The 22,701-nt window shown below is 70.6% G+C and carries 19 protein-coding genes and 1 pseudogene; 10 read left to right on the forward strand and 10 right to left on the reverse strand.

The genetic code is table 11. The annotated features are described in order from the left end of the window. From FHU38_RS11700 to FHU38_RS11715, 4 genes are all read right to left on the reverse strand, one after another. Nucleotides 1–2,112: a hypothetical protein gene (locus tag FHU38_RS11700; RefSeq protein WP_167170130.1), complete on the reverse strand. Its 2,112-nt coding sequence runs from the start codon at nt 2,110–2,112 to the stop codon at nt 1–3. 122 nt (nt 2,113–2,234) lie between these two features. Continuing rightward, complete coding sequence (locus FHU38_RS11705) at nt 2,235–2,648, reverse strand: cold shock domain-containing protein (RefSeq protein WP_167170133.1); 414 nt, start codon at nt 2,646–2,648, stop codon at nt 2,235–2,237. Nucleotides 2,649–2,886: 238 nt separating this feature from the next. Continuing rightward, nucleotides 2,887–4,494, reverse strand: a complete 1,608-nt coding sequence (locus FHU38_RS11710) for a long-chain-fatty-acid--CoA ligase (RefSeq protein ID WP_167170136.1) — start codon at nt 4,492–4,494, stop codon at nt 2,887–2,889. Nucleotides 4,495–4,570: 76 nt separating this feature from the next. Then, complete coding sequence (locus FHU38_RS11715; RefSeq protein ID WP_167170138.1) at nt 4,571–5,236, reverse strand: TetR/AcrR family transcriptional regulator; 666 nt, start codon at nt 5,234–5,236, stop codon at nt 4,571–4,573. A gap of 179 nt (nt 5,237–5,415) precedes the next feature. Between FHU38_RS11715 and FHU38_RS11720 the strand changes: the two genes are divergently transcribed. Both FHU38_RS11720 and FHU38_RS11725 read left to right on the forward strand, forming a co-directional pair. Further along, nucleotides 5,416–6,678, forward strand: coding sequence for an acyl-CoA dehydrogenase family protein (locus FHU38_RS11720; RefSeq protein WP_167170141.1), 1,263 nt, complete (start codon nt 5,416–5,418; stop codon nt 6,676–6,678). Further along, the gene (locus FHU38_RS11725) at nt 6,675–8,027 is read left to right on the forward strand and encodes a phosphotransferase family protein (RefSeq protein WP_167170144.1); all 1,353 of its coding nucleotides are present in this window, start codon (nt 6,675–6,677) and stop codon (nt 8,025–8,027) included. Before FHU38_RS11720 ends, FHU38_RS11725 begins: the two co-directional genes overlap by 4 nt. 143 nt (nt 8,028–8,170) lie before the next feature. On the opposite strand, the gene FHU38_RS11730 is transcribed toward FHU38_RS11725, so the two are convergent. The 3 genes from FHU38_RS11730 to FHU38_RS11740 form a co-directional block, all read right to left on the reverse strand. Next, nucleotides 8,171–9,403 (reverse strand): MFS transporter, encoded by a 1,233-nt coding sequence (locus FHU38_RS11730; protein WP_167170147.1) that lies wholly within the window; start codon nt 9,401–9,403, stop codon nt 8,171–8,173. Nucleotides 9,404–9,821: 418 nt separating this feature from the next. Beyond that, the gene (locus tag FHU38_RS11735) at nt 9,822–11,879 is read right to left on the reverse strand and encodes an adenosylcobalamin-dependent ribonucleoside-diphosphate reductase (protein WP_208415641.1); all 2,058 of its coding nucleotides are present in this window, start codon (nt 11,877–11,879) and stop codon (nt 9,822–9,824) included. A 51-nt stretch (nt 11,880–11,930) separates the two neighbouring features. Beyond that, nucleotides 11,931–12,506 carry a DUF2267 domain-containing protein gene (locus FHU38_RS11740; protein WP_167170153.1) on the reverse strand — a complete coding sequence of 192 codons (576 nt, stop codon included), beginning with the start codon at nt 12,504–12,506 and terminating at the stop codon, nt 11,931–11,933. Between the two features lie 241 nt (nt 12,507–12,747). Between FHU38_RS11740 and FHU38_RS11745 the strand changes: the two genes are divergently transcribed. Next, complete coding sequence (locus FHU38_RS11745; RefSeq protein ID WP_243852239.1) at nt 12,748–13,704, forward strand: ribose-phosphate diphosphokinase; 957 nt, start codon at nt 12,748–12,750, stop codon at nt 13,702–13,704. 27 nt (nt 13,705–13,731) lie between these two features. On the opposite strand, the gene FHU38_RS11750 is transcribed toward FHU38_RS11745, so the two are convergent. Together FHU38_RS11750 and FHU38_RS11755 are read right to left on the reverse strand one after the other, a co-directional pair. Continuing rightward, nucleotides 13,732–14,391, reverse strand: coding sequence for a DUF2267 domain-containing protein (locus FHU38_RS11750; protein WP_167170156.1), 660 nt, complete (start codon nt 14,389–14,391; stop codon nt 13,732–13,734). Between the two features lie 5 nt (nt 14,392–14,396). Continuing rightward, the gene (locus FHU38_RS11755) at nt 14,397–14,822 is read right to left on the reverse strand and encodes a CBS domain-containing protein (RefSeq protein WP_167170159.1); all 426 of its coding nucleotides are present in this window, start codon (nt 14,820–14,822) and stop codon (nt 14,397–14,399) included. Nucleotides 14,823–14,957: 135 nt separating this feature from the next. Here FHU38_RS11755 and FHU38_RS11760 point away from each other — a divergent pair, with 135 nt between their 5' ends. The 3 genes from FHU38_RS11760 to FHU38_RS26960 all read left to right on the forward strand — a co-directional run bounded on the left by FHU38_RS11760 (nt 14,958) and on the right by FHU38_RS26960 (nt 18,704). Then, nucleotides 14,958–16,244, forward strand: a complete 1,287-nt coding sequence (locus tag FHU38_RS11760) for a hemolysin family protein (protein WP_167170162.1) — start codon at nt 14,958–14,960, stop codon at nt 16,242–16,244. Nucleotides 16,245–16,324: 80 nt separating this feature from the next. Next, nucleotides 16,325–16,654 carry a hypothetical protein gene (locus tag FHU38_RS11765; protein WP_167170165.1) on the forward strand — a complete coding sequence of 110 codons (330 nt, stop codon included), beginning with the start codon at nt 16,325–16,327 and terminating at the stop codon, nt 16,652–16,654. Then, nucleotides 16,641–18,704 (forward strand): glycoside hydrolase family 65 protein, encoded by a 2,064-nt coding sequence (locus FHU38_RS26960; RefSeq protein ID WP_208415642.1) that lies wholly within the window; start codon nt 16,641–16,643, stop codon nt 18,702–18,704. Before FHU38_RS11765 ends, FHU38_RS26960 begins: the two co-directional genes overlap by 14 nt. 14 nt (nt 18,705–18,718) lie before the next feature. Here the strand turns inward: FHU38_RS26960 and FHU38_RS28170 are convergent. Beyond that, nucleotides 18,719–18,841, reverse strand: a pseudogene (locus FHU38_RS28170) (hypothetical protein); the annotation flags it as partial. A 70-nt stretch (nt 18,842–18,911) separates the two neighbouring features. Here FHU38_RS28170 and FHU38_RS11775 point away from each other — a divergent pair. Genes FHU38_RS11775 through FHU38_RS11790 form a run of 4 tightly spaced genes read left to right on the forward strand, consistent with a single transcriptional unit; the run spans nt 18,912 to nt 22,693 of the window. After that, on the forward strand, nt 18,912–19,253 hold the full coding sequence (locus tag FHU38_RS11775; RefSeq protein ID WP_167170169.1) for an ArsR/SmtB family transcription factor: 342 nt from the start codon (nt 18,912–18,914) through the stop codon (nt 19,251–19,253). 1 nt (nt 19,254) lies between these two features. Further along, nucleotides 19,255–19,737 carry an NADH-quinone oxidoreductase subunit B family protein gene (locus tag FHU38_RS11780; RefSeq protein ID WP_167170172.1) on the forward strand — a complete coding sequence of 161 codons (483 nt, stop codon included), beginning with the start codon at nt 19,255–19,257 and terminating at the stop codon, nt 19,735–19,737. Beyond that, the gene (locus tag FHU38_RS11785) at nt 19,734–21,749 is read left to right on the forward strand and encodes a proton-conducting transporter transmembrane domain-containing protein (protein ID WP_167170175.1); all 2,016 of its coding nucleotides are present in this window, start codon (nt 19,734–19,736) and stop codon (nt 21,747–21,749) included. The genes FHU38_RS11780 and FHU38_RS11785 overlap by 4 nt, the downstream gene beginning before the upstream one ends. Next, on the forward strand, nt 21,746–22,693 hold the full coding sequence (locus tag FHU38_RS11790; RefSeq protein WP_167170178.1) for a respiratory chain complex I subunit 1 family protein: 948 nt from the start codon (nt 21,746–21,748) through the stop codon (nt 22,691–22,693). The genes FHU38_RS11785 and FHU38_RS11790 overlap by 4 nt, the downstream gene beginning before the upstream one ends. Nucleotides 22,694–22,701 lie beyond the last annotated feature (8 nt).

Consider the following 22,701-nt stretch of genomic DNA (forward strand, 5'->3'; position numbering starts at 1 on the left):
TCACCTCGGTGTCACCTCGGCGAGCGCGTCGACCAGCCGCTGCACGCCGGCCTTGACGCGCTCGCGGTACCCGACCGAGTTCCACGGCTCCCAGCCGATGCCGTCGGTGTCTATGCGCCGATCGCCGAGGTGGACGGTGAGTCCGATGCGCTCAACGGGTGTGGTCGTGGCCGTGCGGTCCGGGCGAATCACCAGCGCCCGTTTCGACGAGGGATCGGCCATCCCGAGCAAGCCCCACGGCATCCGCAGCGTGAGCACGTTGCGATCCAGCTGCCACGTCGCGCGGCTGTCGTAGCCGGGCTCACCCGGCCGCATCTCGCCCCGGCGCAGATCACCGACGTCGAAGAACTCGGCGGGCAACTCCTCGCCGGTGCTGGGGATGGTGCGCGGGCCGTTGACGGTGAGCTGCTGCAGCCGCCAGCCGTCGACGGGTTCCGGGCGTGGCAGCGCGCCACGGAGGTTGTCCAGCAGCACCGGGTCCTGCGGCTCGCGTACCCAGGCTTTCGCGGTGTCGGCCGTGCCGTCGTTGATATCGACGACAACGGCGTAGTCCGCACCGTCGGCCGCGATGTCGGTGCCGGGCAGTACCCGCGTGCCGCCCCGGACGACGTCGAAGCCGAACGTGACGAGCCCTTCGAGCCGGTTCGCGCCCTGGATCTCCAGGTACACGTAGGACTCGTCGGTGCCGACCCGGACGGTGCCGCCGCTGTCCTCTGCGATCACCCTGTCCGCCGAGGCCGGTTCCGTGCCCGGGTCGGTGGCCACGACGCCGAAGTACTGCTCGTTGGTGAGCGGGTCGTGCCACAACTGGCGGCGGTCGGCGGGACGTTGTCGTGGTTGGGTGTTCCAGGTGAGCTTGAACCACTCGTCGGTCCAGGAGAACAGCAGCCCACCCGCCATGCCGAGATCACGGATCGTCCGCAGCAGTTCGGCGTCGATGGCCATGGCTTCCTGCTCGGAGTGGTTGCCCTGGCCCCTGCCCAGCGGCGCGAAGTGCGCCGTGCCCAGCGAGGACGGGGTCCCGAACTCCGAGAGCAACACCGGTGTGCCCGCGTGGTGGCGGCGCAGCGCGGCCAGATAACCCGCGTACGGATCGATCTTCCCGCGCCTGCGCATCCGCAGGCCCGGTTCGTAGCGCTGGAAGTCGGGGTAGTGAGGGTAGGCGTGGTAGCTGGCGAACGTTCCACCCGGCCAGGCGCCGGTTGCCTCGATCCGGTTGGCGTCCAACGCCACGAGGTCCTCGCCCTCTCTTGGCTCCTCCGGATGCGTGAGCGGGTCGAGCGTCGGCCAGTTGACGAACGCGATCGGCACGCTCGTTCCGCGTTCGGCCTCCGCCTCGGCCAGTTCGTCCATCCGCGCCGCCAGCCATCGCTCGCTCGGGTTGGCCGCTTCGGTGCTGCGGAAGTAGCGACCCCGGTACGGGGCGAGTCCGGCGTTGCGTTCGTTGGTGGAGCGCAACGCGTAGGGGTCCAGTTCGGCACCGATGATCCAGCCGGTCAGCCACGGCGACACGTCGGCCGTCCACGTGCCCGCGGCCCTGCCCCGCCGCGGAGCGCGCTCCAGCTCCCCGTGCACGGCGGAGGAGGCGTCACGCAGCTCGTTGGTGAACGACGTGGTCATACCGCGCTCGTAGAGGTCTCCGCTGTCCAGATAGGACTCTTCGGGGAGGTAGACGCCCTGCATCAGATACAGCGGAGCGTCCGGATGGTCGGCGTTGTAGTCGGCGAGCTCGGTGTAGAAGTCGGGCGGCATGATCGTGTAAACGCGCACCACGCGGAACCCGAGCTCGCGCATGAGCGGCAGCCAGCGCCGCACGTCCCTCGCGCTGACAGCCAGCTCGCCCGGCTGGTGCCCCGGCGTGGTCGGTCCGAGGTTTACTCCTGGCAGGAAGCCCACGTCACCGTGCCGGGTGTGCAGGAGGTAGCGGTCGCCGCGGGTTTCGGCCAGCGTGCTGAGCCCACCGGCCTGCCGAGGCCGAGGAGCCCAGGACGGCCCTGCCGGTGCGGGGGTGAAGTCCGTTCCGCCGGTCTCCCGGCCGGATCCGGTGCACGCCGCGGCGGCTACGAGCAGAGCGACCACCAGCATGGCCGCCAAGCCGGCTCGTCTGCGCACGGCCGAGACTCCTGACGCGAGGATGCGTGACTGCGGGAAAGCCCGAAACTAGCAGCCTGCCGCGACCGGAGCCGGTTGAGCGACCGAGTTCGGCGATCACCCGGCCAGGTGGTGTGCGCTGCCTACTCGACGATCCAGCCGTGGTGGCGGGCCGACCTGACCAGGTGCTGGCGAATGTTCAGGATCTGTTCCGCGGTGGCGGCGGGCGCAGCCCGCAGCAGGATCTCAGTGACCTCTTCCAGGTACTCCCGCTCGGAGAGCGCGTCGGAGGGCTCGTCCTCGCCGCGCTGCCGGGCAGCACCCAGCACGGGTGTGACGCCACGGGAGCTCTGCTCGAGCAACTGCACATGGGAGGCCTTGAGCCCGCGCTCACCGTCCTCCACCTCGAACTCCACCCGCGCACCGGGGCCGAGCAGGTTCTTGTCGAAGTCGAGGTCGTTGACGTGGATGAACACGTCCTCACCACCGGTGTCCGGCGCGACGAAACCATAACCCCGAAACTCGTCGAACCGGACAACCTTACCCGTAATCGGCACCACGAACTCCCAACCAAGGTGACTGATCCGCCGCGCGGGCGAAGAGGCCGGTGGCGGAATTCCCGCGACAACCCTGCGGGCGCCGCCGAGGATACGGGGCGCTCGATGAGGGCACAACACGGTGGGCCACCCAGCGCGAGCGGCGCCATGTGGTAGCGCGGCCGCGCGGGGAGCGATTCCTCCGAGATCGTCACCCGGTTCAGGTGGGACTCATTCGCCCGGCGGGGCCCGAACCGTCTCACGTCGGTCGCACGTCGAGTTTGCCAGCCTCCCGATCGGCCCGCAGTTGCGTCTTGAGCACCTTACCGCTGGGGTTGCGCGGCAACGCGGGCACGATCGCGACCCGGCGCGGCCGCTTGTACCTGGCGAGCCTGTCCGCGCACCAGGCGTCGAGGTCGGTCGGCGTCGGGGGGTCGTCGGAGTGCCGTGGCGCGATCACCGCGAGCGGGGTCTCGCCCCAGCGCTCGTCGGGCATGCCGATGAGCGCGACCTCGCCGATCTTGGGGTGGGCGGCGAGTACGTTCTCCACCTCGGCGCAGTAGATGTTCTCGCCACCCGAGATGATCATGTCCTTCTTGCGGTCGACCACGTAGTAGTAGCCGTCCTCGTCCTGGCGCACCAGGTCACCGGAGTGGAACCAGCCGCCGCGGAATGCCTCTGCGGTCTCCCGGGGCTTGTTCCAGTACTCCTTCATCACCATCGGGCCGCGGTAGACGATCTCGCCGACCTCGCCCTGCGCCACGTCGTTCATGTCGTCGTCCACGAGGCGCACCTCGACGTTGAGCATGGGCGTGCCGACGGAGCCGATCTTGCGGATCGAGTCCTCGCCGCGCAGCACCGTGGTGACCGGGCTGCATTCGGTTTGCCCGAAGGCGGTGGTGACCTCTGCCTGCGGGAAGGTGTCGATCATGGTCCGCAGCAGGGTCGTCGAGGCGGGCGCGGCACCCCACGAGATCTTGCGCAGCGACGACAGGTCCCGCTCGGCGATGTCGGGCACGGCGCAGATCGCCTGCCACTGCGCGGGCACGAGGAAGCACGACGACACCCGCTCGCGTTCCATCACATCGAGGGTCGCCGCGGGGTCGAACTGCCCGGAGGGCAGCAGCACCGTCCGCCCGCCGAGCAGCAGGTTGGGCAGCATTCCGGAGAGCCCCGCGATGTGGAACAGCGGCGCGGCGGCGAGCCACACCCGGTCGTCGTTGGTCACGCCAAGAGTGGCCATGTTGCTGAAGGCGTGCAACAGCAGGTTGAAGTGGGTCAGCACGGCGCCTTTCGGGCGGCCCGTGGTGCCGGAGGTGTACATGATGAACGCCGGTTCGTGCTCGTCCACCGGCACTTCCTCGAACTGCGGTGAAGTGTCGGCGAGCGCCCGCTCGTAGTCGCCGGCTCCAGGCCCGGCGAGCCCGACCGCCTGCGAGTCGCCGCCGTAGACCAGACACGCGGTCTCGGTGTCGAGCTGGTTCCTTGCCTTGGCCAGCTGTTCGGCCAGTTGTGCCTGCACGACGCACGCCTTGCTCCCGCTGTCGGCGAGCACGTAGGCGATCTCGTCGGCGACCAGCCTGAAGTTCACCGGCACGCAGATGGCGCCGAGCCGGGCACTGGCGAAGAACGTCTCGATGACCTCAAGGGTGTTCAATCCCAGCACGGCGATGCGATCGCCGCTGCGAACCCCCCGCTCGCGAAGCGCACCGGCGAGCCTGCTGACCCGCTCGTCGAGCTGCGCGTACGTGCGGGTCTCGTCCTCGAAGCGGAACGCGACGCGCTCGCCGATGGTTCGAGCGTGCCGGGCGAGCTGGTCACCCATCGTCATGCCACGACCGAGCAGGCGGGGGATTTCGGGTGTCATCGGCGACCTCACCGGGTTCGAGGGTGTGACCTGCCTCATGCTCACCTGCCGACGCTGTCGCGGTCAAGGCTGACTGTTATTCCTCCGCCGGGTGCCGCGCCGGGTCCTCGCCGAAGAGCAGGGTTCGCGCGATCGACTTCCACAGCCGCACGTGCCTGTCCGAACCGGGAGGCCGCTGCTCGAACGCGTACGGCAGCGCGGCGCCCCGCATGCTGGTGAACAGCAGTTCCCGCAGCTCGTCGTAGCGCGGGTGAGCCACCACGGCGGGGCCCCAGATCCGGTCGGCCACTTCGTGGATCGCCTTGCGCAGGCTGCGCTCGGCAGGGCGAAGCGCGGCGGCGAGCGCGGGGTTGGTGCGCGCGGCCGTCCACAGTTCCATCGCCGCCCAGAAATGCGGCTCGTGGAAGGTCAGCCACAGCAGTTCCACGCAGCGGTCGACGCGGCGCGGCCCGGCAGGCTCACCGGTCAGCGCCTCGGCGACCCGTTCCTGGGTCCGGGTCAACCGCTCGGTGGCCAGGTGCTGCGCGGCGGCGACGAGCAGGCCGTCGCGGGAAGGGAAGTGGTGCAGCAGCCGTCCCCGCGACACACCGGCCTTGGCCTGGATCGCCAGCGTGGAGGCACCCGAGTAGCCGTGCTCGACAAGACACTCCACGGCGGCGTCGAGAATCAGCGCGCGGCTGTCCGCGCTGCGTTCCTCGCGGCTACGCGGTGTCGCTCGCGCTCGCTGTGCCGGTTGGGCCATCGGCACAGCGTACTGGCCACCTCCGCCACGCGACAGAAACAGTCGGCATTGACTGATCTTGGTCGACCCTGACAGGCTGCCAGCGGTACCGGCCGCTGGTCCGGGACTCGCGAGTCCCGCTCGAGTCCGTTGGTCGGCACGGGCCGAGCCGGCCGGCCGAGTGAAGACAAGGAGCGGCGATGGATTTCGAGTTGCCCGCCGAGTTGCGCACACGCCTGGCGGAGTTGGACCACTTCATCGACACCGAGATCGTCCCGCTGCAACAGCAGGACGACAACGAGCGCTTCTTCGACCATCGGCGCGAGTTCAGCCGTACCGACTTCGACAACGGCGGCACTCCTCGACCGCAATGGGAGGCGCTGCTCGGCGAGATGCTCGACCGCGCCGACCGAGCGGGCTGGCTACGCTACGGGCTGCCCGAAGAGGTGGGCGGCAGCGGTGGGTCCAACCTCGACATGGCGGTGATCCGCGAGCACCTGGCCGCGAGGGGGCTCGGCCTGCACAACGACCTGCAGAACGAGTCGTCGGTGGTGGGCAACTTCCCGTTCGTACACATGTTCCTCGCCTTCGGCACCCCGCGGCAGCGGGATGAGTTCGTCGAGGACATGTTGGCCAGGCGAAAGCGCGTCGGCTTCGGGCTAACCGAACCCGAGCACGGCAGCGACGCGACGTGGCTGGAGACCACGGCGCGCCGCGACGGCGACGACTGGATCATCAACGGCCGCAAGCGGTTCAACTCCGGGATGCACACCGCCACCCACGATGTCGTCTTCGCGCGCACCTCGGGCGAGCAGGGACAGGCCCGCGGCATCACCGCGTTCATCGTGCCCACCGACACCCCTGGCTTCACCGTCGACTTCCACTGGTGGACGTTCAACCTGCCCACCGACCACGCGGAGGTGACGCTCGCGGACGTGCGCGTTCCGTCCTCGGCGGTGTTCGGCGATGTCGGCGAGGGACTCGCGCTCGCACAGCACTTCGTGCACGAGAACCGCATCCGGCAGGCGGCCTCCGGGGTGGGTGCCGCGCAGTACTGCATCGACCGCAGCGTGGCCTACGCCAGGGAACGTGTCGCGTTCGGACAGCCGCTCGCCGCGAGGCAGGCGGTGCAGTGGCCGCTGGTGGAGTTGCAGACCGACGCCGAACTGGTGCGCACGCTCGTGCGCAAGACGGCATGGGAACTCGACCGCACCGACCACGCTTTGATCAGCGACAAGGTGTCGATGTGCAACTACAGGGCCAACCGCCTGGTGTGCGAGGCCGCCGATCGCGCGATGCAGGTGCACGGAGGCATGGGCTACACCCGGCACCTGCCGTTCGAGCACATCTACCGGCACCACCGCCGCTACCGAATCACCGAGGGCACCGAGGAGATCCAGCTACGCAAGGTCGCGGGCTACCTGTTCGGGTTCGCCGGGCCGGGGAGGCGGGCCAAGGCGTGAGCGACGAACTCGCGGGCCTGCTCGGGCAGCGGCTGAGCCGGCTGTGGGGAACCGCCGTCGATATCCGTGGCCTGCGTCGACTCACCGGCGGCGCCAGCAGGCAGACGTGGGCGTTCGAGGCGGTACCCGCGCGGGGGCGGGCCGTCCGGCTGGTGCTGAGGCGGGACCCGCCGGGGCACGGCGACGCGCGGACGATGGCGATGGAGGCGGCGCTGCTGGCCTCGGCCGCCGAACAGCGGGTGCCGGTGCCACGGCTGGTCGACCACTGCGGCGACGACGACGTACTGGGCGCGCCATACATGCTCACCGAACACGTCGACGGCGAGACCATTCCGAGGAAGCTGCTGCGCGAACCCCGGTTCGAGCGGGTGCGTGCCACGCTGGCCGCCGAGCTGGGGCGCGTGCTGGCACGCCTGCACCGAATCCCGGTCTCCGCCGTGCCCGGACTGCCCGACGCCGATCCACTCGAGGCGCTCGTGCGGACCTACGACCAGCTCGCCGAACCGCTGCCGACGGTGGAGGTGGCACTGCACTGGCTACGGGCCAATCGCCCACCGGCTGCCGAGGAGACCGTGGTGCACGGTGACTTCCGCAACGGCAACCTCATCGTCGACACCGACGGTCTGCGCGCGGTGCTGGACTGGGAACTGGCACATCGCGGCGACCCCGTCGAGGACCTGGGGTGGCTGTGCGTCAAGGCGTGGCGCTTCGGCTCCGCACTACCGGCGGGCGGTTTCGGCACCAGGGAGCAGCTGCTGGCCGGGTACGCCGAGGTGGCAGGTACCCGCCCCGATGCCGCTCGGCTGCACTGGTGGGAGGTCTACGGCACGGCGAAGTGGGCGGTGTACTGCCGGTATCAGGCGCAGCGCCACCTCAGCGGGCAGACCCGCTCGGTCGAGCTTGCCGCCGTGGGACGCAGGGTGTGCGAGCAGGAACACGACCTGCTGCTCGCGCTGGGGTTCGGGGCGGCACGCGCCGCCGATCGCGAACCCGCCGACCCGGTGCCGCTGCACGGAAGGCCAACGGCGGCCGACCTGGTGGAGGCGGTGGGGGAGTTCCTGCGCACCGAGGTCGCCGCGCAGGCCGACACCGCTTTGCGTTACCACGCGCGGGTGGCCGCGAACGTGCTCGACATCGTGCGCAGGGAGCTCGCGGTGGGCGCCGCGCAGGAGGCCGACCACACGCGACGCCTCGCGGGCCTGCGGATGCGTGACCGGCGGGAGTTCGCTGCCGCGCTGCGTGATGGCAGGCTCGATCCGTTCGAACCGGCAGTGCTCGACGCCGTGCGGGCCGACGTCGCCGACCGGCTGGCGGTGGCCAACCCCGGCTATCCGGACCAGCCGCACTGAGCTGCTCGGGCCGCGCGCCGCCTGGTCAAACTCTGGCGTGCCGGGCGAGCTGGGTGAGCAGACCCCTCCCGGGAGCAGTCTGTCGCGCTCACCGCGCCCGCTGATCGGCGGAGAAACCCGAGCGGTGTCGAGCACGGGCGCGTTCACACGCCAGCCATGCCCGACTGGTGCGATTCGGCGGCCTTGCGCACCGTGGTGGCCGTGAACACCACCGCCGCCGCGGCGACAATCGCCAGCGCTCCAAGGCCGAGCGCGTAGCTGCCGAAATTGCCGTAGACGGCACCCATCACCAGCGGGGGAACGAAGCCTCCCAGACCACCCGCCGCGCCGACCACACCGGTGACCGCGCCCACCTTGTCAGCCGGGGCCAGCAGCGCGACCAGTGCGAACGTCGCGCCACTGGCGGCGCCGAGTGCCGCGGCCATGGCGAGGAACGCGATGGTGGCCACCGGCATGAGGCTGAGGGTGAAGCTCTGTGTGACCGCGCCGAGCGCGACGACGGCCATCGAGCCCGCGAGCACGCGGATCGGGCCCAGCCGGTCGGAAAGCCAGCCGCCGATCGGTCGCATGAGGACCGCCAGCAACACGAAGCCCGCCATGCGGTTCGCCGCGTCGACGGGGGAGAGCTGGTACGCGGTGCGCAGGTAGGCGGGCAGGTAGACGGAGAACGCGACATAACCGCCGAAGGCCACGGCATAAAGCGCCGAGGCCTCCCAGGTGGCGGGCAGCCGCAGCGTGGCGGCGAGCCGGTGGGCCAGCGACTCCGGCGGTGGTGTGTGCGCGGGGGAGTCCCGCATCACCACGGCCGCCACGACGGCGTACACGGCGAGCGCGATCGCGGTGAACACGAACGGCGCGGTGATCCCGAAGGCGTTGGCGAGGTCCACTGTGGTAACCGCGCTGATCGCCGTACCGCCCATACCGGCGCCGAAGATGCCGATCGCCAGTCCCCTGCGGTGCGGGGGAAACCAGGCGCTGACGAACGGCACCCCGATGGCGAACGCGGTACCCGCGAGACCGAGGAAGAAGCCGCCGATCAGCAGGGCGGCCAACGAGCTGTGTCCAAAAAGGCCGAGGAAGAGTATCGGCACGATCGTGCCGACGGACACCAGCGGGAACATGACCCTGCCACCGTAGCGGTCTGTGAGCGCACCAACGGGGATTCGCCCGAGTGAGCCGACGATCACCGGCACCGCCACGATCAACGCCACCTCGAACGCACCGAGCGACAGTTCCTCCTCGAACCGAGGCCCGAGCGGGCTCAGCAGTGCCCACGCCCAGAAGTTGAGGGCGAAACCCAGCGTGGCCATTCCGAGCATGAACCACGCTGTGCGACCGTGTTCCCCGCTGTGTGCGGGCGAGGCTGAGTTCGGCATCGACGCCATCCGTTCGGTGCTCGGGGAAGAACTTCGGGCAGCTACCGAGTATCCGGGCGCACCGCCCGTGCGAGTAGGGATCGCGGGCCCGGGCAATGCAGCCCGAACGTCCGCACCGACCAGGGGCCTTGGTCCCTGGCACGAGCGTCATCCGGTCGGATGAGGTGATCAGTACGCCCTATCAAGGGCAAGGAGGGTCCGCCGTGCTGGCCGGCCGGATCCAACACTTGTGCCGAGAGCTCCGCTGGCGTACCAGCCCGGCTGGTGGGCGCGTGGTCGGCCCCGATCGCGTACCTGTGGCGATCCGGCCCGCGCCGATCTGCCTGCCGACCGGCGCGGGACTCGCGGGCGAGAGTGCAGAACTCGCGGGCGGGAGCGGGGGACTCGCGGGCGGGAGCGGGGGACTCGCGGGCAGGGGTCAGAACTCGCAGCTGCGCCCCGCGCACCCGCCGGTGAACGTGGTGTCCGCCGTCGGGGCGGGCTCGGCCAGGGTGAGCACCTGGTCCTCCTTGCTTCCGTAGCGGTACACCGTGATGCCCTTGACCTTTGCCCGCCAGGCGGCGAGGAAGGTGGAGCGTACGTCGCCGACGGTGGCGCCGGCGGGCAGATTGATCGTCTTGGACACGGCCGCATCGACGTGCCGCTGCACGGCGGCCTGCATCCGCAGGTGCCAGTACGGCGCGATCTCCAGCGCGGTGGGGTAGGCGGCGCGCACGTCGGCGGGCACGTTCGGGTTGTCCCGCACGCCGCCGGTGCGTGCGATGTTCGCTGCCAGTTCGTCGGTGTAGAAACCCCGATCCCTGGCCAGCCGTTCGAAGTGCGGGTTGGTTTCCAGTAACTGCCTGCCAAGCACCGTACGCACGTAGGCGATCGCGAACATCGGTTCGATGCCCGACGTGGTGCCCGCGATCAGCGAGATGGTGCCCGTCGGAGCCACGGAGGTCACCTGGGCGTGCCGCCGTGCCGTCTCGCGCGGCCGCGCGCCGCGTTCGAACGCGGGATAGGGGCCTCGTTCCCGCGCCAGCCGCTCCGACGCGGCGTGGGCATGCCGCCGCACGTGTGAAGCCACCCGCCCGGCGAGGCGCACCGCGTCGTCGCTGTCGTAGGGAATGCCCAGCGAGGCGAGCAACTCGGCCAGGCCCATGAAGCCGAGGCCGATCTTGCGGCCTGCCTTGGTGGCCTGTTCGAGTTCGGGGAACGGGTAGCGGCTGACGTCGATGACGTCGTCCAGGAACCGCACCGAGAGTTCGGCTGCTTCCCCGAGGCGGTCCCAGTCCACCCGGCCGCCCGTGGCGAACCTGGCCAGGTTGAGCGAACCCAGGTTGCAGGACTCGTACGGCAGTAGCGGTACCTCGCCACAGGGGTTGGTCGCCTCGATGCGACCCAGCCGCGGCAGCGGGTTGGCCCTGTTGATGGTGTCGAGGAACAGCAGCCCTGGATCTCCGCTGCGATGCGCGGCCTCACACATGGCGTCAAGCAACTCGGCTGCGGGCACGCGCGCCACCTTGCGGCCGCTCCGGGGGTTGACCAGCCACTGCGTGCCTCCGCTCTCCGCGGCACGCAGGAAGGCGTCGGAGACCCCGACCGAGAGGTTGAAGTGCGACAGCTCGCCGGGCGCGTTCGCCTTGGCGGCGAGGAACTCGCGGATGTCGGGGTGCGACACGTCCAGCACGGCCATGCCCGCGCCTCGCCTGCGACCACCCTGCTGGATCACCTCGGACGCGTGGTCGTACAGCCGAAGGAACGACAGCGGGCCGCTCGCGGTGCCGCCGGTGCTGACGATGCGGTCACCTCGCGGCCGCAGGTGCGAGAACGCGTACCCGGTGCCCCCGCCCGCCTGGTGGATCAGCGCGCTGTGCCCGAGCGACGAGAAGATGGACCGTAGCGAGTCCTCCACGGGGAGTACGACACAACCGGAAAGCAGCCCGATCGGGGTGCCTGCGTTCATCAGCGTCGGCGAGTTGGGCAGGAACTCCAGCCCCCGCAGCAGGGCGGAGAAGCGCGACGCCCACCGCTGCGACGAGCCCGCGCGGTAGTCCTCTTCCGCCTGCGCGACGAACGTCGCGGACCGGTCCAGCAACTCGCCGGTGGATTCCACCGGACGGCCTCGCGCGTCGGTGAGCAGGTACCGCTCCCGCAGCACGGTCACGGCGGCGAGGCTCAGCTTGAGCTCGTCGCGGACCTCCAGCAGGGCCTTGGCGTCGCGCAACTCGGCGCGGTGCCTGCGGTAGACGAGATAGGCGCGGACGGTTTCGGCGTGCCCGGCGTCGATCAGCTCCCGCTCGACGACATCCTGGATCTGCTCGACGGTCGGGGGCTCGCGCCGGTACCGGCGCGACAGCGTGTCCACCACGGCCTCGGCCACCCGCTCGGGCAAGGCGGGGTCGGTGGAGCCCGCCTCCCTCGCCGCGCCTGTCACGGCGGCCTCGATCCGGGCCGCGTCGAACGCCACCAGCCTGCCGTCACGACGGCGCACCCGAGCAGGTGGCCGCCGCCTGGTCGACGAGGCAGCCATTCGAGGTTCGCGCTAGGCCTGCCTGCTCAGCGAGCTGACGACATCGGTGAGGTTGTCGATCTGCTGGCGCAGGTCGCGTAGCTGGTCTTGCATCTCGGCGTGTTCGGCGTGCTCGTCGTAATGCGCCTGCGCCGCGCGTTCGGCAGCTCCGGCGCGTGCCGCGGTCACCTGCGGTGAGAACAGCTCGCGCAGATCGTGTGGCAACTGCTGCAACGCGTGCTCGAGGGTCCCCGGTGAGAGCAGCTCGGACATGCCGGTGGAGACCCCGGTGATGGTGTTGCGGACATCGGTGCGGCGAACGGTCGCCTGGGTGGAGAAGCGCTCGATGCATTCCTCGGTGCTGAAGCGCACCGGGACCCTGCTCGGTACCCAGCCGTCGTAGTAGGTGCCACGCAGTAACTCCGGCAGCTGCGCGGCGAAGTGGGCGGCGGCCTCCACGGTCAGCCGGTCACGTAGCGCGTGCAGCCAGGCGCGTAGCGCGCGATAGGTGTAGCGGCGGTCCTGCGTGCCGAGCGCGTCCGAGATCGTCGCCAGCCACTCGTGTGCGCTGTTCTGGGCCCTGGCGAGCGGGTCTTGATGGTTGGGCATGGTGTCCTCCCTGCTGGTGCCGGTTCGGCTCCAGTGCTCGCGGCTTGAGCGAGAGCAAAGGCCCGCCCGGTGCGGTTTCCCGCCACCGGGCGGGTCACCGGGTTTCCCCGGCACTCGCAGCATGACCCCGGTTGCGAGGGCCTGTCATGGGGCCGAAGGTCCCTTTGGGACGCTTCCACGAACCGCACGCCATCGGGTGGGTGCGGGTTTGCGCCGGGTCGTGCCCTGCTATCCGACTTCGATGGGTATCGGGAACGTGGGCACCGAGAACATGGGCACCGAGAATCCAGCGCCACGGATCGTGTCCGGCAGCGCGAATCCCGCACTGGCCGCGGGGGTCTGCGCGCTGCTCGGGGTCGAGCAGGTGGAGGCGGAGCTCGAGCGCTTCCCCGACGGGGAGCTGCGCCCCGCCGTCGGCGACGTTCGCGATCGTGACGTCTACGTGCTCGGCACCACCGGCGGCGGGCACGTGCACGACCAGCTCATGGAACTGCTGTTGCTGCTGGACGCCTGCCGCCGTTGCGGCGCCGCGAGGCTGACCGCGGTCGTGCCGTACTTCGCCTACGCCAGGCAGGACCGCCGCACCGGCCCGGGGCAGGGAATCGGCGCCAAGGTGGTGGCGGACCTGTTGGTCGGGGCAGGTGCGCAGCGGCTTGTCGTCGTCGACCCGCACACCGAGGCGCTGGCGGCGATGGTGCCCTTGGTCGTGGAAACCGTCAGCGCCGTCGACATCCTCGCGGCGGCACTTCGACCGGTGCCGCCGGACGCCGTGCTGGTCGCACCGGACCTCGGTGCGGCCAAGCTGGCCGAGCGCTACGCGGCCCACCTCGACCTGCCCGTCGCCGTGGTGCGCAAGACCCGGCTCAGTGGCACGGCGGTGCGGGCGGAGCGGCTGGCCGGTGACGTCTCGGGCAGGCACCCGATCGTCGTCGACGACATGATCAGCACGGGCGGCACCGTGGAGGCCGCGGCAGCGCTGTGCGCCGACGCGGGATCAACCAGGGAGCTGACGGTGGTCGCCAGCCACGGGCTGTTCTCCGGCTCCGCACCCGCCGTGTTCGGTGAGTTGCCGGTGAAGCGACTACTCGTGACCGACAGTGTCACCCCGCCGGAAGGCATCCCGGTACGGGTGTGTTCGCTCGCGCCGCTGCTCGCGGACACGATCGCGCGACTGTCGGGAATGCGCTCGGTGCGTTGAGACACCGCCCGCGGGCGCTGTGCGGCGTCAGGACCGGCCCCGCGCGAGCAGGATCTGGTGTGCCTCCCGGGCGGCCCGTGTTCCCCGGTCGCCGATCGGCTCGTCCACCGGTGTCTGTTCCAGTCCCTTCGCCAGCGCGCTGACGGCACCGATCAACGCCTCCACCGATGCCTCGAGTTCGCGCAGCCTTGACTCCAGTGGTGGCGCGGTGCGTTCCCGGACCCGCTCGCCGGAGAGCGTCTCGCTCAACCTGCGTGGCAGCAGTTCGAGCAGCCGGTCGATGTGGCCGGGTGAGCACAGCTCTCGCACGGCGGCGGTGGTTGCCTCCGCCAGCGTCGGCACCTCATCGGCCGAGACGTCCGCCTCGCGGGCAAAGCGCTCGGTGAACTCGCCCGGCTCGAAGTGGGCTGGGACCCTGGCGGGGTCCCAGCCTTCGAAGAACGTTCCGCGCAGCTGCTCCGGCAACTGGCCCGCCAGGTGGGCGGCGTCCTCGACCCCGAGCAACTCCCGCACCGTGTGCAACCAGGCTCGCAGCACCCGGTAGCTGTAGTGCCGGTCCGCTCCGCCCAGCCGCTCGCCCACCACGGCGAGCCAGTGTTGCGAGGTGTACTCCGCCCGTACGACCGGGTCGCTTTGTCCCTGCTGCCACGTGGTGTCGGCCGCTTCGCGCTCCTGTGCGGTGGCCATGGTGGTCAGCTCTGGGCGGTGATGGTTTCGACGAAGCGGGCGATGGCGTGTTCGGGCAGGTGCCTCGCGATGTCGGCCTCGCTGATCATCCCGACGAGCCGGTGGTTGTCGCTCTCGACGACGGGTAGCCGGCGGATCTGGTGCTCTTCCATCAGGGTGAGCACGTCATCGATGTCGGTGTCGGTGTCGGTGTAGTAGGGAGTGCCCTGGGCCAGTTCGCCCGCGGTCATCGTGTTGGGGTCGGCGCCCTGGGCGACGCATTTGATGACGATGTCGCGGTCGGTGATGATGCCGTGGAGCCGGTCGTCGTCACCACAGATCGGCATGGCGCCTATGTCGAGTTCGCGCATCCGCTGAGCGGCGTGGGCGAGGGTCCGGTGTTCGCCGATGCACTCGGCGCCGGTGTGCATGATGTCTTTTGCTTCAGTCATGGCTGCACCGTGCGCGGTGCGCGCGAGAGCAGGGAAGGGCCGAAAGTCCCAGGCCGGTACCGATGTCACCGGGCAGAGGGAGGACAGGCCGAACGGCCCTGCCGTGCCGTCGTCGTGGGCCGCACGCTTCGCGGTATGGCCGGTTACTGGTACACGCTCGGGCTGGTTGCCGTGCTGGTCGTGCTCAACGCTCTGCTCGCCGGCAGCGAGGTAGCCCTGGTGTCGCTGCGGCAGGAGCAACTGCGGTTGCTGGAACAGCGTGGCGGCAGGCGCGAGCGGCTACTGGTCAGGCTCGCCCGCGATCCGAACCGCTTTCTCGCCACCATCCAGATCGGCATCACACTGGCGGGGTTTCTCGCTTCGGCGACGGCGGCGGTGTCGCTTGCCCAACCGCTCGCCCGTCCCTTGGGGTTTCTCGGGGCGGCCGCGGAACCGGTGGCGGTCGGGTTGGTCACCCTGGTGCTGACGTTCATCACACTCGTGCTCGGCGAGCTCGCCCCGAAACGGCTGGCGATGCAGTACGCCCAGCAGTGGTCACTGCTGGCGGCCAAGCCACTGCACTGGCTTTCCGTGGTGTCGCGCCCGGTGGTGTGGCTGCTGGGCAAGGCGACCAGCCTGGTGGTGCGGGTGTTCGGCGGCGACCCGACAGCAGGCAGGGAGGAGCTGACCCTCGACGAACTGCGCCACGCCGTGGCGGGCAGCCAATCGCTGACTCCCGAGCAGCGTGCCATCGTTACCGGCGCGCTGGATTTGCGGCGGCGCACGTTGCGTGAGGTGCAGGTGCCTCGTGGCAGCGTGTTCACCCTCACCGCCGACGTGCCCGCGCCGCGGGCCCGGGCCGCACTGGCGGCCTCGGGGCATTCCCGTGCACCCGTGGTCGGTGGCCGCGACCTCGATGACGTGGTCGGTGTGGTCAGCCTGCGCGAGCTGGTCGGCAGGGACGACCAGGATGTCGCGGGCGCGGCGCGGCCCGCCCAGGTGCTGCCCGGTGTGGCGGTGGTGGGCGACGCGCTGCTGCGAATGCAGGCCGAGCGCGAACCGTTCGCCCTTGTCGTCGACGAGCACGGTTCGGTGACCGGCATCGTCACGGTGGAGGACCTGCTCGAGGAGATCGTGGGCGAGATCTACGACGAGACCGACCGCGACCTCGCCGCCGTGCGTGTCGAGCAGGACGGCGCGTTGACGCTGCCAGGCACGTTTCCCGTGCATGATCTTGCCGACCTAGGGGTCAGGCTGACCGACGCCCCGCGCGGCGACTACGTCACCGTGGCGGGCCTGGTGCTGACCGAGCTCGGGCGCATTCCCACCACACCCGGCGATGTCGTTAGCCTGTCCGGCTGGTCGTTCGAGGTGGCGGCGGTGCGGCGCAGGGCGGTCACCTCCGTGCGCGTACGGCGACGCGCGCAGCCGCGCCCGGCGTAACGTCGCTGGTCCGGATGGGTCACGCAGGCGGGGACCAAGTGCCCTAGGTAGGCCGTGGCGCGGTGGGAACAGTGGGTGCCATGACGCCAACCAGCCGGCACGAACAACCGGCCGTGCACGTGAGCACCCACGGCAGGGTGGATCCAGCCGTTGTTGGCTACACCCTCGACCGGTTGCGCGGCCTCGGCAGCGACTACCCGGTCGACGCGGTGCAGGTGGAACTCGCCAGGCAGGGGCGTGGAATGCGAATAGAACTGACGGCTGTGCTGGCCGGAAGGCAGGTTCGCGCGGTGCACACAGGGGACAGCCCGAGAAGCGCCATCGACCACGCCCACAACGAGTTCGTCCGCCAGGTCGAACTCGCAGGCCGATGGACCCGACTCCTTCGCTCCGAACATGGCATCCGGTGACGACCACACCCGCTCCGACGGCCGCGACGAGTGGCTGATCCGGCGCGCAACCGAGGACACCGAAAGCCGCAGGGTCGACGACACGCTCTTCACTCTCGGCGCGGGTGGGTACGCCGTGCGCGGCTCGAGCGAGGACGAGCCGCCAGGCGATGACCCGGTGGTGCTGGTGTCCGGTGTGTACACCGGTTCCGGCTCCGATCAGCGGCCTATGGCGGGTCCGGACTCCACCAGGCTGGATGTCACCCCAGCTGCCGCCGCCGACGAGCGGGTTCTCGATCTGCGCGCGGGCATGCTGTGGAGGCAGGAGCGGGGCACGCCCTCACCGTTGCGTACGTTGCGGTTCGTGTCGGCACGCAGGCCGGGCGTGATGGCGCTGCGGGCGCAGGCCGAGGAGGGCAGGCTGCATCCCGGCGAGCCGTTGCGGGCGTCCCAGGACGGCGAGCCGGTGCGGTTCGGGCACGACCGGGATTCGGCGTGGGTGCGCGTGGGCGGCGAGCAGTCGATCAGCGCCGCCGCCGTGCAACGCAGCTGGCTAGAGCGCGGCACGCGCACCGTGGAGCGGCTGGCCGCCTACGGCACCGGCGGCGTCGAGGAGACCCGGGCGGCGGCTGAGGTCGCCGGTGCCATCGGTTTCGAGCGGCTGCTCGCCGAACACCGCGAGATCTGGGCCGACCGGTGGGAAACCGTCGACGTGCGGGTGCCCGGTCATCCGGACGTGACGCTGGCCGCGCGGTTCGCGCTGTTCCAGTTGTGGTGCAACGTCGGTGGTCAGGGTGAGGCGGCCGTCGGCCCGCGCGGGCTGTCCGGATACGGCTACGCAGGGCACGTGCTGTGGGACGCCGACGTCTTCGTGCTTCCCGCGATCGCGAGCATGAACACGGAGCTGGCACTCGACATGGTCGACTACAGGGTGCACCGGCTGCGGGCCGCCCGCGAGGCGGCCCGTTCCTGCGGCAGAGCGGGGGCCCGGTTCCCGTGGGAATCGGCCGTGGCAGGCGACGACGTCACCCCGACCTCAGGTGACCTCGCCGGCAGCCACGTGCCGATCAGGACGGGTCAGCTGGAGGAGCACATCACGGCCGATGTGGCGTGGGCGGTGCTGCACTGTGCGCGCTGGACCGGTGAGGAGCGGTTCCGGCGGGGCGGGCGAGCCGCGCTGGTGGTGGAGACGGCCAGGTACTGGGCGTCTCGACTGCGCGTGGACCCGGGGGGAAGGGCGCACATCGACGCGGTGATGGGTCCCGACGAGTACCACGAGCCGGTGTCGGACAACGCTTTCACCAACGCGATGGCTCGCTGGAACCTGCGCGCCGCGGCGGAGTTCGTCGACGAACCCGAGCGCGGGGAGTTCCTCGACCTCGCCGAGCGGATCGTGGTCGGTTACGAGTCCGAGACCGGCCGCTACGAACAATTCGCGGGCTACTTCGATCTCGAGCCACTGGTGGTCTCGCGGGTCGGTCCGCCGCCGCTGGCCGCCGACGCCGTGCTCGGCGGTGAGCGGGTCGCCGGCTCGCAGGTCATCAAGCAGCCCGACGTGTTGATGCTGCATCACCTGCTGCCCGACGAGACGGTGCCGGGTTCGTTGCGGCCGAACCTGGACTTCTACCTGCCGCGTACCTCACACGGCTCGTCCTTGTCGCCGGGGGTCTGCGCCGGACTGCTCGCCCGTGACGGGCGGCCCGACGAGGCGCTGGACCTGCTGCGGATCGCGCTGCGCATGGACCTCGACGACCTCACCGGCACCACGGCCAACGGGTTGCACATGGCAACGATGGGCAGCGTGTGGCAGGCGTTCCTGTTCGGGTTCGCGGGCGCGTGGGTGCGCGACGGGGTGCTCGACCTCGACCCGGTGCTGCCGAGCGAGTGGCCGTGCCTGCAACTACGGTTTCGCTGTCTCGGCCGCAAGGTGCGGCTGGAGGTCGGCCACGACACCGTCGAGGTCACCGCCGACGGTCCGCTCGCCGTGCGGCTTCGCGGTGGTGAGGTGACCGAGGTGACCGGACCCACCAGGTTCGAACTGACCCGGCGGGAGGCCCGGCTACCCACCTGACCCGCGAGTTCCCCGCTCCCGCCCGCGAGTTCCCCGCTCCCGCCCGCGAGTTCCCCGCTCCCGCCCGCGAGTTCCCCGCTCCCGCCCGCGAGTTCCCCGCTCCCGCCCGCGAGGGGGGCCGCCGCGAAACCAGGCACATCAAGTTGCTAATGTCTGCAACTGATAAACCAGCAAACGTCGCAGGTCTGGTGGCGCGAGAGGAGACTCTTGAGCAGGCCCCTCTACCAGTTGAAGGCCGAGTTCTTCAAAACCCTGGGCCACCCGGCACGGATTCGGGTGCTCGAGTTGCTGAGCGAGCGCGAGCACGCGGTTGCGGAGTTGCTGCCGGAGATCGGGGTCGAGCCCGCGAACCTGTCCCAGCAGTTGGCGGTGCTGCGACGCGCTGGTCTGGTGACCACTCGTAAGGAAGGTTCCACCGTGTTCTACTCGCTGACCAGCACTCACGTGGCCGAGTTGCTCGCGGTGGCGCGCAAGATCCTTACCGGGGTGCTGTCGGAACAGGTCGAGTTGCTCGACGACCTGCGTACCCCAGTGCCAGGGGAGCGCTGAGGTGTTACGGCTGTGGCGCGCGATCCGGCGGGCCGGCCGCATCGCCGAGCCCGCACCAGAAGCACCGGCGACGGCGGCGCCCCCGGCCGCCGAGCTGGCGGGCTCGGTGCAACTGCGGCACGTCGACGCCGGTTCCTGCAACGGCTGTGAGATCGAGATCTCTTCGGCCTTCGGCCCGGTGCACGACGCGGAACGCTACGGCGCCCGCCTGGTCGCCTCGCCACGGCACGCCGACGCCCTGCTGGTGACCGGCCCGGTGACCCGCAACATGGCGGAGCCGCTGCGCCGCACCTACGAGGCGGTGCCGGAACCGAAGTCCGTGGTGGCCGTCGGCGACTGTGCCCGCGACTGCGGCGTGTTCGCCCGTGCCTACGGCGTGGCGGGACCGGTGTCGCGGGTGGTGCCGGTCGACCTGGAGATCCCTGGCTGTCCACCGAGACCGGAGGCGATCGTCGAGGGGCTGCGAAAGCTGACCGGCCGATGAACCTGGCGGCGACGGGCCTCGGTGCGGCCATCTCACTGGGGTCGGCGACAGCGCTGGCCGCTCTGCTCGTTCCCGGCACCGCACGCCCTGCCGTGGGTGGAACGGGTACCGCGCTCACCGGCCTGGCGGGGATGCTCGCGGGCGCTGCCGCGCTGGCAGGCCAGTCGTTCTCGCTGAACCTTCCGATGCTGCTACCGCTGTCGGGGGTGTCGCTGACCCTGGACGCGCTCGGCGGCCTGTTCACGGTGGTGACCGGTGGCGTCGCCGTCGCGGCCGGGGTGTACGGCATCTCCTACGGCGGGCACGGCTTGCGGCGCAGGGGCGTTCAGGTCGCGTTGCCGCTGTTCGTGGTGTCGTTACTGCTGGTGCCCAGCGCGGCCAGCGTGGCCACCTTCTTGCTGTGCTGGGAACTGATGGCGCTGGCCTCACTCGTGCTCGTGGTGGCCGAACACACCAGCCGCCCGGAGGTCGCCTCAGCGGGCCGCTGGTACGCGGGCATGACGCAACTGGGTTTTCTGACCATCCTTATCGGACTGTTGCTGTTCACCGCGCACGCGGGCGACGACTCGTTCCAGCGACTGCGGGCCGCCGCGGCCGAGCTCCCCGCGGGAGTGGCCGGTGCGGTGTTCGCGTTGACCCTTGCGGGGTTCGCCTCCAAGGCGGGGATCGTGCCGCTGCACGCTTGGCTGCCGAGGGCCCACCCGGAGGCGCCGAGCCATGTCTCGGCGTTGATGTCGGCCGCGATGGTGAACCTGGGCGTGTACGGGATCGTGCGGGTCGGCTTCGACCTGCTCAGCGGTGGCCCGGCGCTGTGGTGGCTCGTCGTACTCGGGATCGGGGCCGCCTCGGCGGTGTACGGCATCCTGCACGCCGCGCTGAGTAACGACCTCAAGCGCCTGCTCGGCTACTCCACCACCGAGAACCTCGGCCTCGTGCTGGTCGGCATCGGCGCGGCGGGGCTGTTCAACTCCTCTGGCCACCGGGCGCTCGCCGGGGTGGCGCTGGCCGCCGCGCTACTGCACGTGGTGGGGCACGCAGCCTTCAAGACGGTGCTGTTCCTCTCCGCCGGCTCGGTGCTGCACGCCACCGGAACCCGCGATCTCGACGCGCTCGGCGGCCTGCGCGGGCGGATGCCGGTGACCACCGCGTTGTTCGGGCTTGGCGCGTTGGCCGCCTCCGCGTTGCCACCGGGAACGGCGTTCGTGTCGGAGTGGCTGCTGCTGCAAGCCCTTGTGCACGGTCTGCCAGCCGCGGGAACCGTCACCACCGTCGCGATGCCGGTCGCGGTGGCGGCCGTCGCGCTGACCGCTGGGCTGGCAGTGGTCACCTTCGTGAAGGCGTTCGGGGTCGGGTTCCTGGCGAGACCGCGAGGCGAGGGAGCCGAACGCGCGCACGAGAGCCCGGTAACCATGCTGGTCGGGACGGCTATCGCGGCGGTGCCGACCGTGGCGCTCGCGCTGGCCCCCACGGTGCTGTTGCCCGCACTCGGCGCGGTGAGCGCCGACCTGGTCGGCGGCCAGGACCCGGTGTCGGGGGCGGTGACGTTGCGGCTCTCCGGTGTCGCCGGTTCGCTGTCGCCGCTGCTGCTTGCGGCCGCGCTGCTGGCCGCGACCTTGACGGTGACCCTGCTGGTGCGCACGTTCGCCGGGCGCCCTGGCAGGCGGGCCGCAAGGCTGTGGGACTGCGGGGCGGGCCCGTTGTCGGCGCGGATGGAGTACACCGCGACCTCGTTCACCGAGCCGGAGCAGCGAGTCTTCGACAGCATCGCCCGGCCGCAGACCGAGGTGGACACCCACCACCACGACCGGGACCGCTACCTGGTGAGGGCCGTGCGCTACCGCAGAGTGCTGCCCGACCGCATCGAGCGCTACCTCTACCGGCCGGTACTCGCGTTCCTCGCCGCGTGGGGCAGGACGGGACGGTGGCTGGCCACCGGTAGCGTGCATCGCTACCTCGGTTACGGGTTCTACACGCTGTGCGGTGCGCTGCTCCTGCTGGCGGTGACCCGGTGAGCGCGCTCGGCGTCCTCGGCGCGGCGACGCAGGCGGTACTCGTGGTGGCAGGGTCGCCGCTGCTGGTCGGCGTGATGCGGCAGATCCGCGCGCGGCTCGAGGGCCGCGCGGGCGCGGGTGTGCTGCAACCCTGGCGTGATCTGCGCAAGCTGACCCGCAAGGAGCGGCTCGCTCCACGCGGCACGAGCGAGTTGTTCCGGTCCGCCCCGGTCGTGCTGGTGGCGACCACGCTCGTCGTCGCCGTGGTGGCGCCGCTGGTGACCGCGACACCCGCCTCGGGCGCGCTTTCCGACCTGTTCGCCGTGGTGGCCTTGCTCGCGCTGGGCACCGTGGCGCTGGCACTGGCCGGACTCGACACCGGCACCGCGTTCGGCGGGATGGGCGCGAGCAGGGCGATCATGATCCTCGCCCTTGCCGAACCCACGCTACTGGTGGCGATCTTCGCGCTGTCGGTCCGGGCGGGCTCGACCAACCTCGGCACCATCGTGTCGTCCGCTGTGGACGATCCGGCCGGCGTGTTCTCCCCGGTGACCGTGCTCGCCGCGGCCGCGCTCGCGATCGTGGTCGTCGCAGAGGCGGGCAGGCTACCCGTGGACAACCCCTCCACCCACCTCGAGCTGACGATGGTGCACGAGGCCATGGTGCTGGAGTACACCGGCCCTGACCTCGCACTGGTGGAACTCGCCTCCGCCATGCGGCTGACTGTGCTGCTGGCACTGCTGGCCAACCTGTTCCTGCCGTGGGGTGTGGCCACCGACGGCACACCGCTCGCGTTGCTGGTCGGCGTAGCGGCATTGGCGGCCAAGGTCGGGTTGCTCGGCGCGTTGCTGGCCGCCGCGGAGGTGTTCCTCGCGAAGCTTCGGCTGTTCCGGGTGCCGGAACTGCTCGCCGGGTCGTTCCTGTTCGCCCTGCTCGCCGTCGGCGCGTCGTTCCTGCTGGGCTGAGTGGAGTG

Source organism: Saccharomonospora amisosensis, from assembly GCF_011761185.1.
GTDB classification, from domain to species: domain Bacteria; phylum Actinomycetota; class Actinomycetes; order Mycobacteriales; family Pseudonocardiaceae; genus Saccharomonospora_A; species Saccharomonospora_A amisosensis.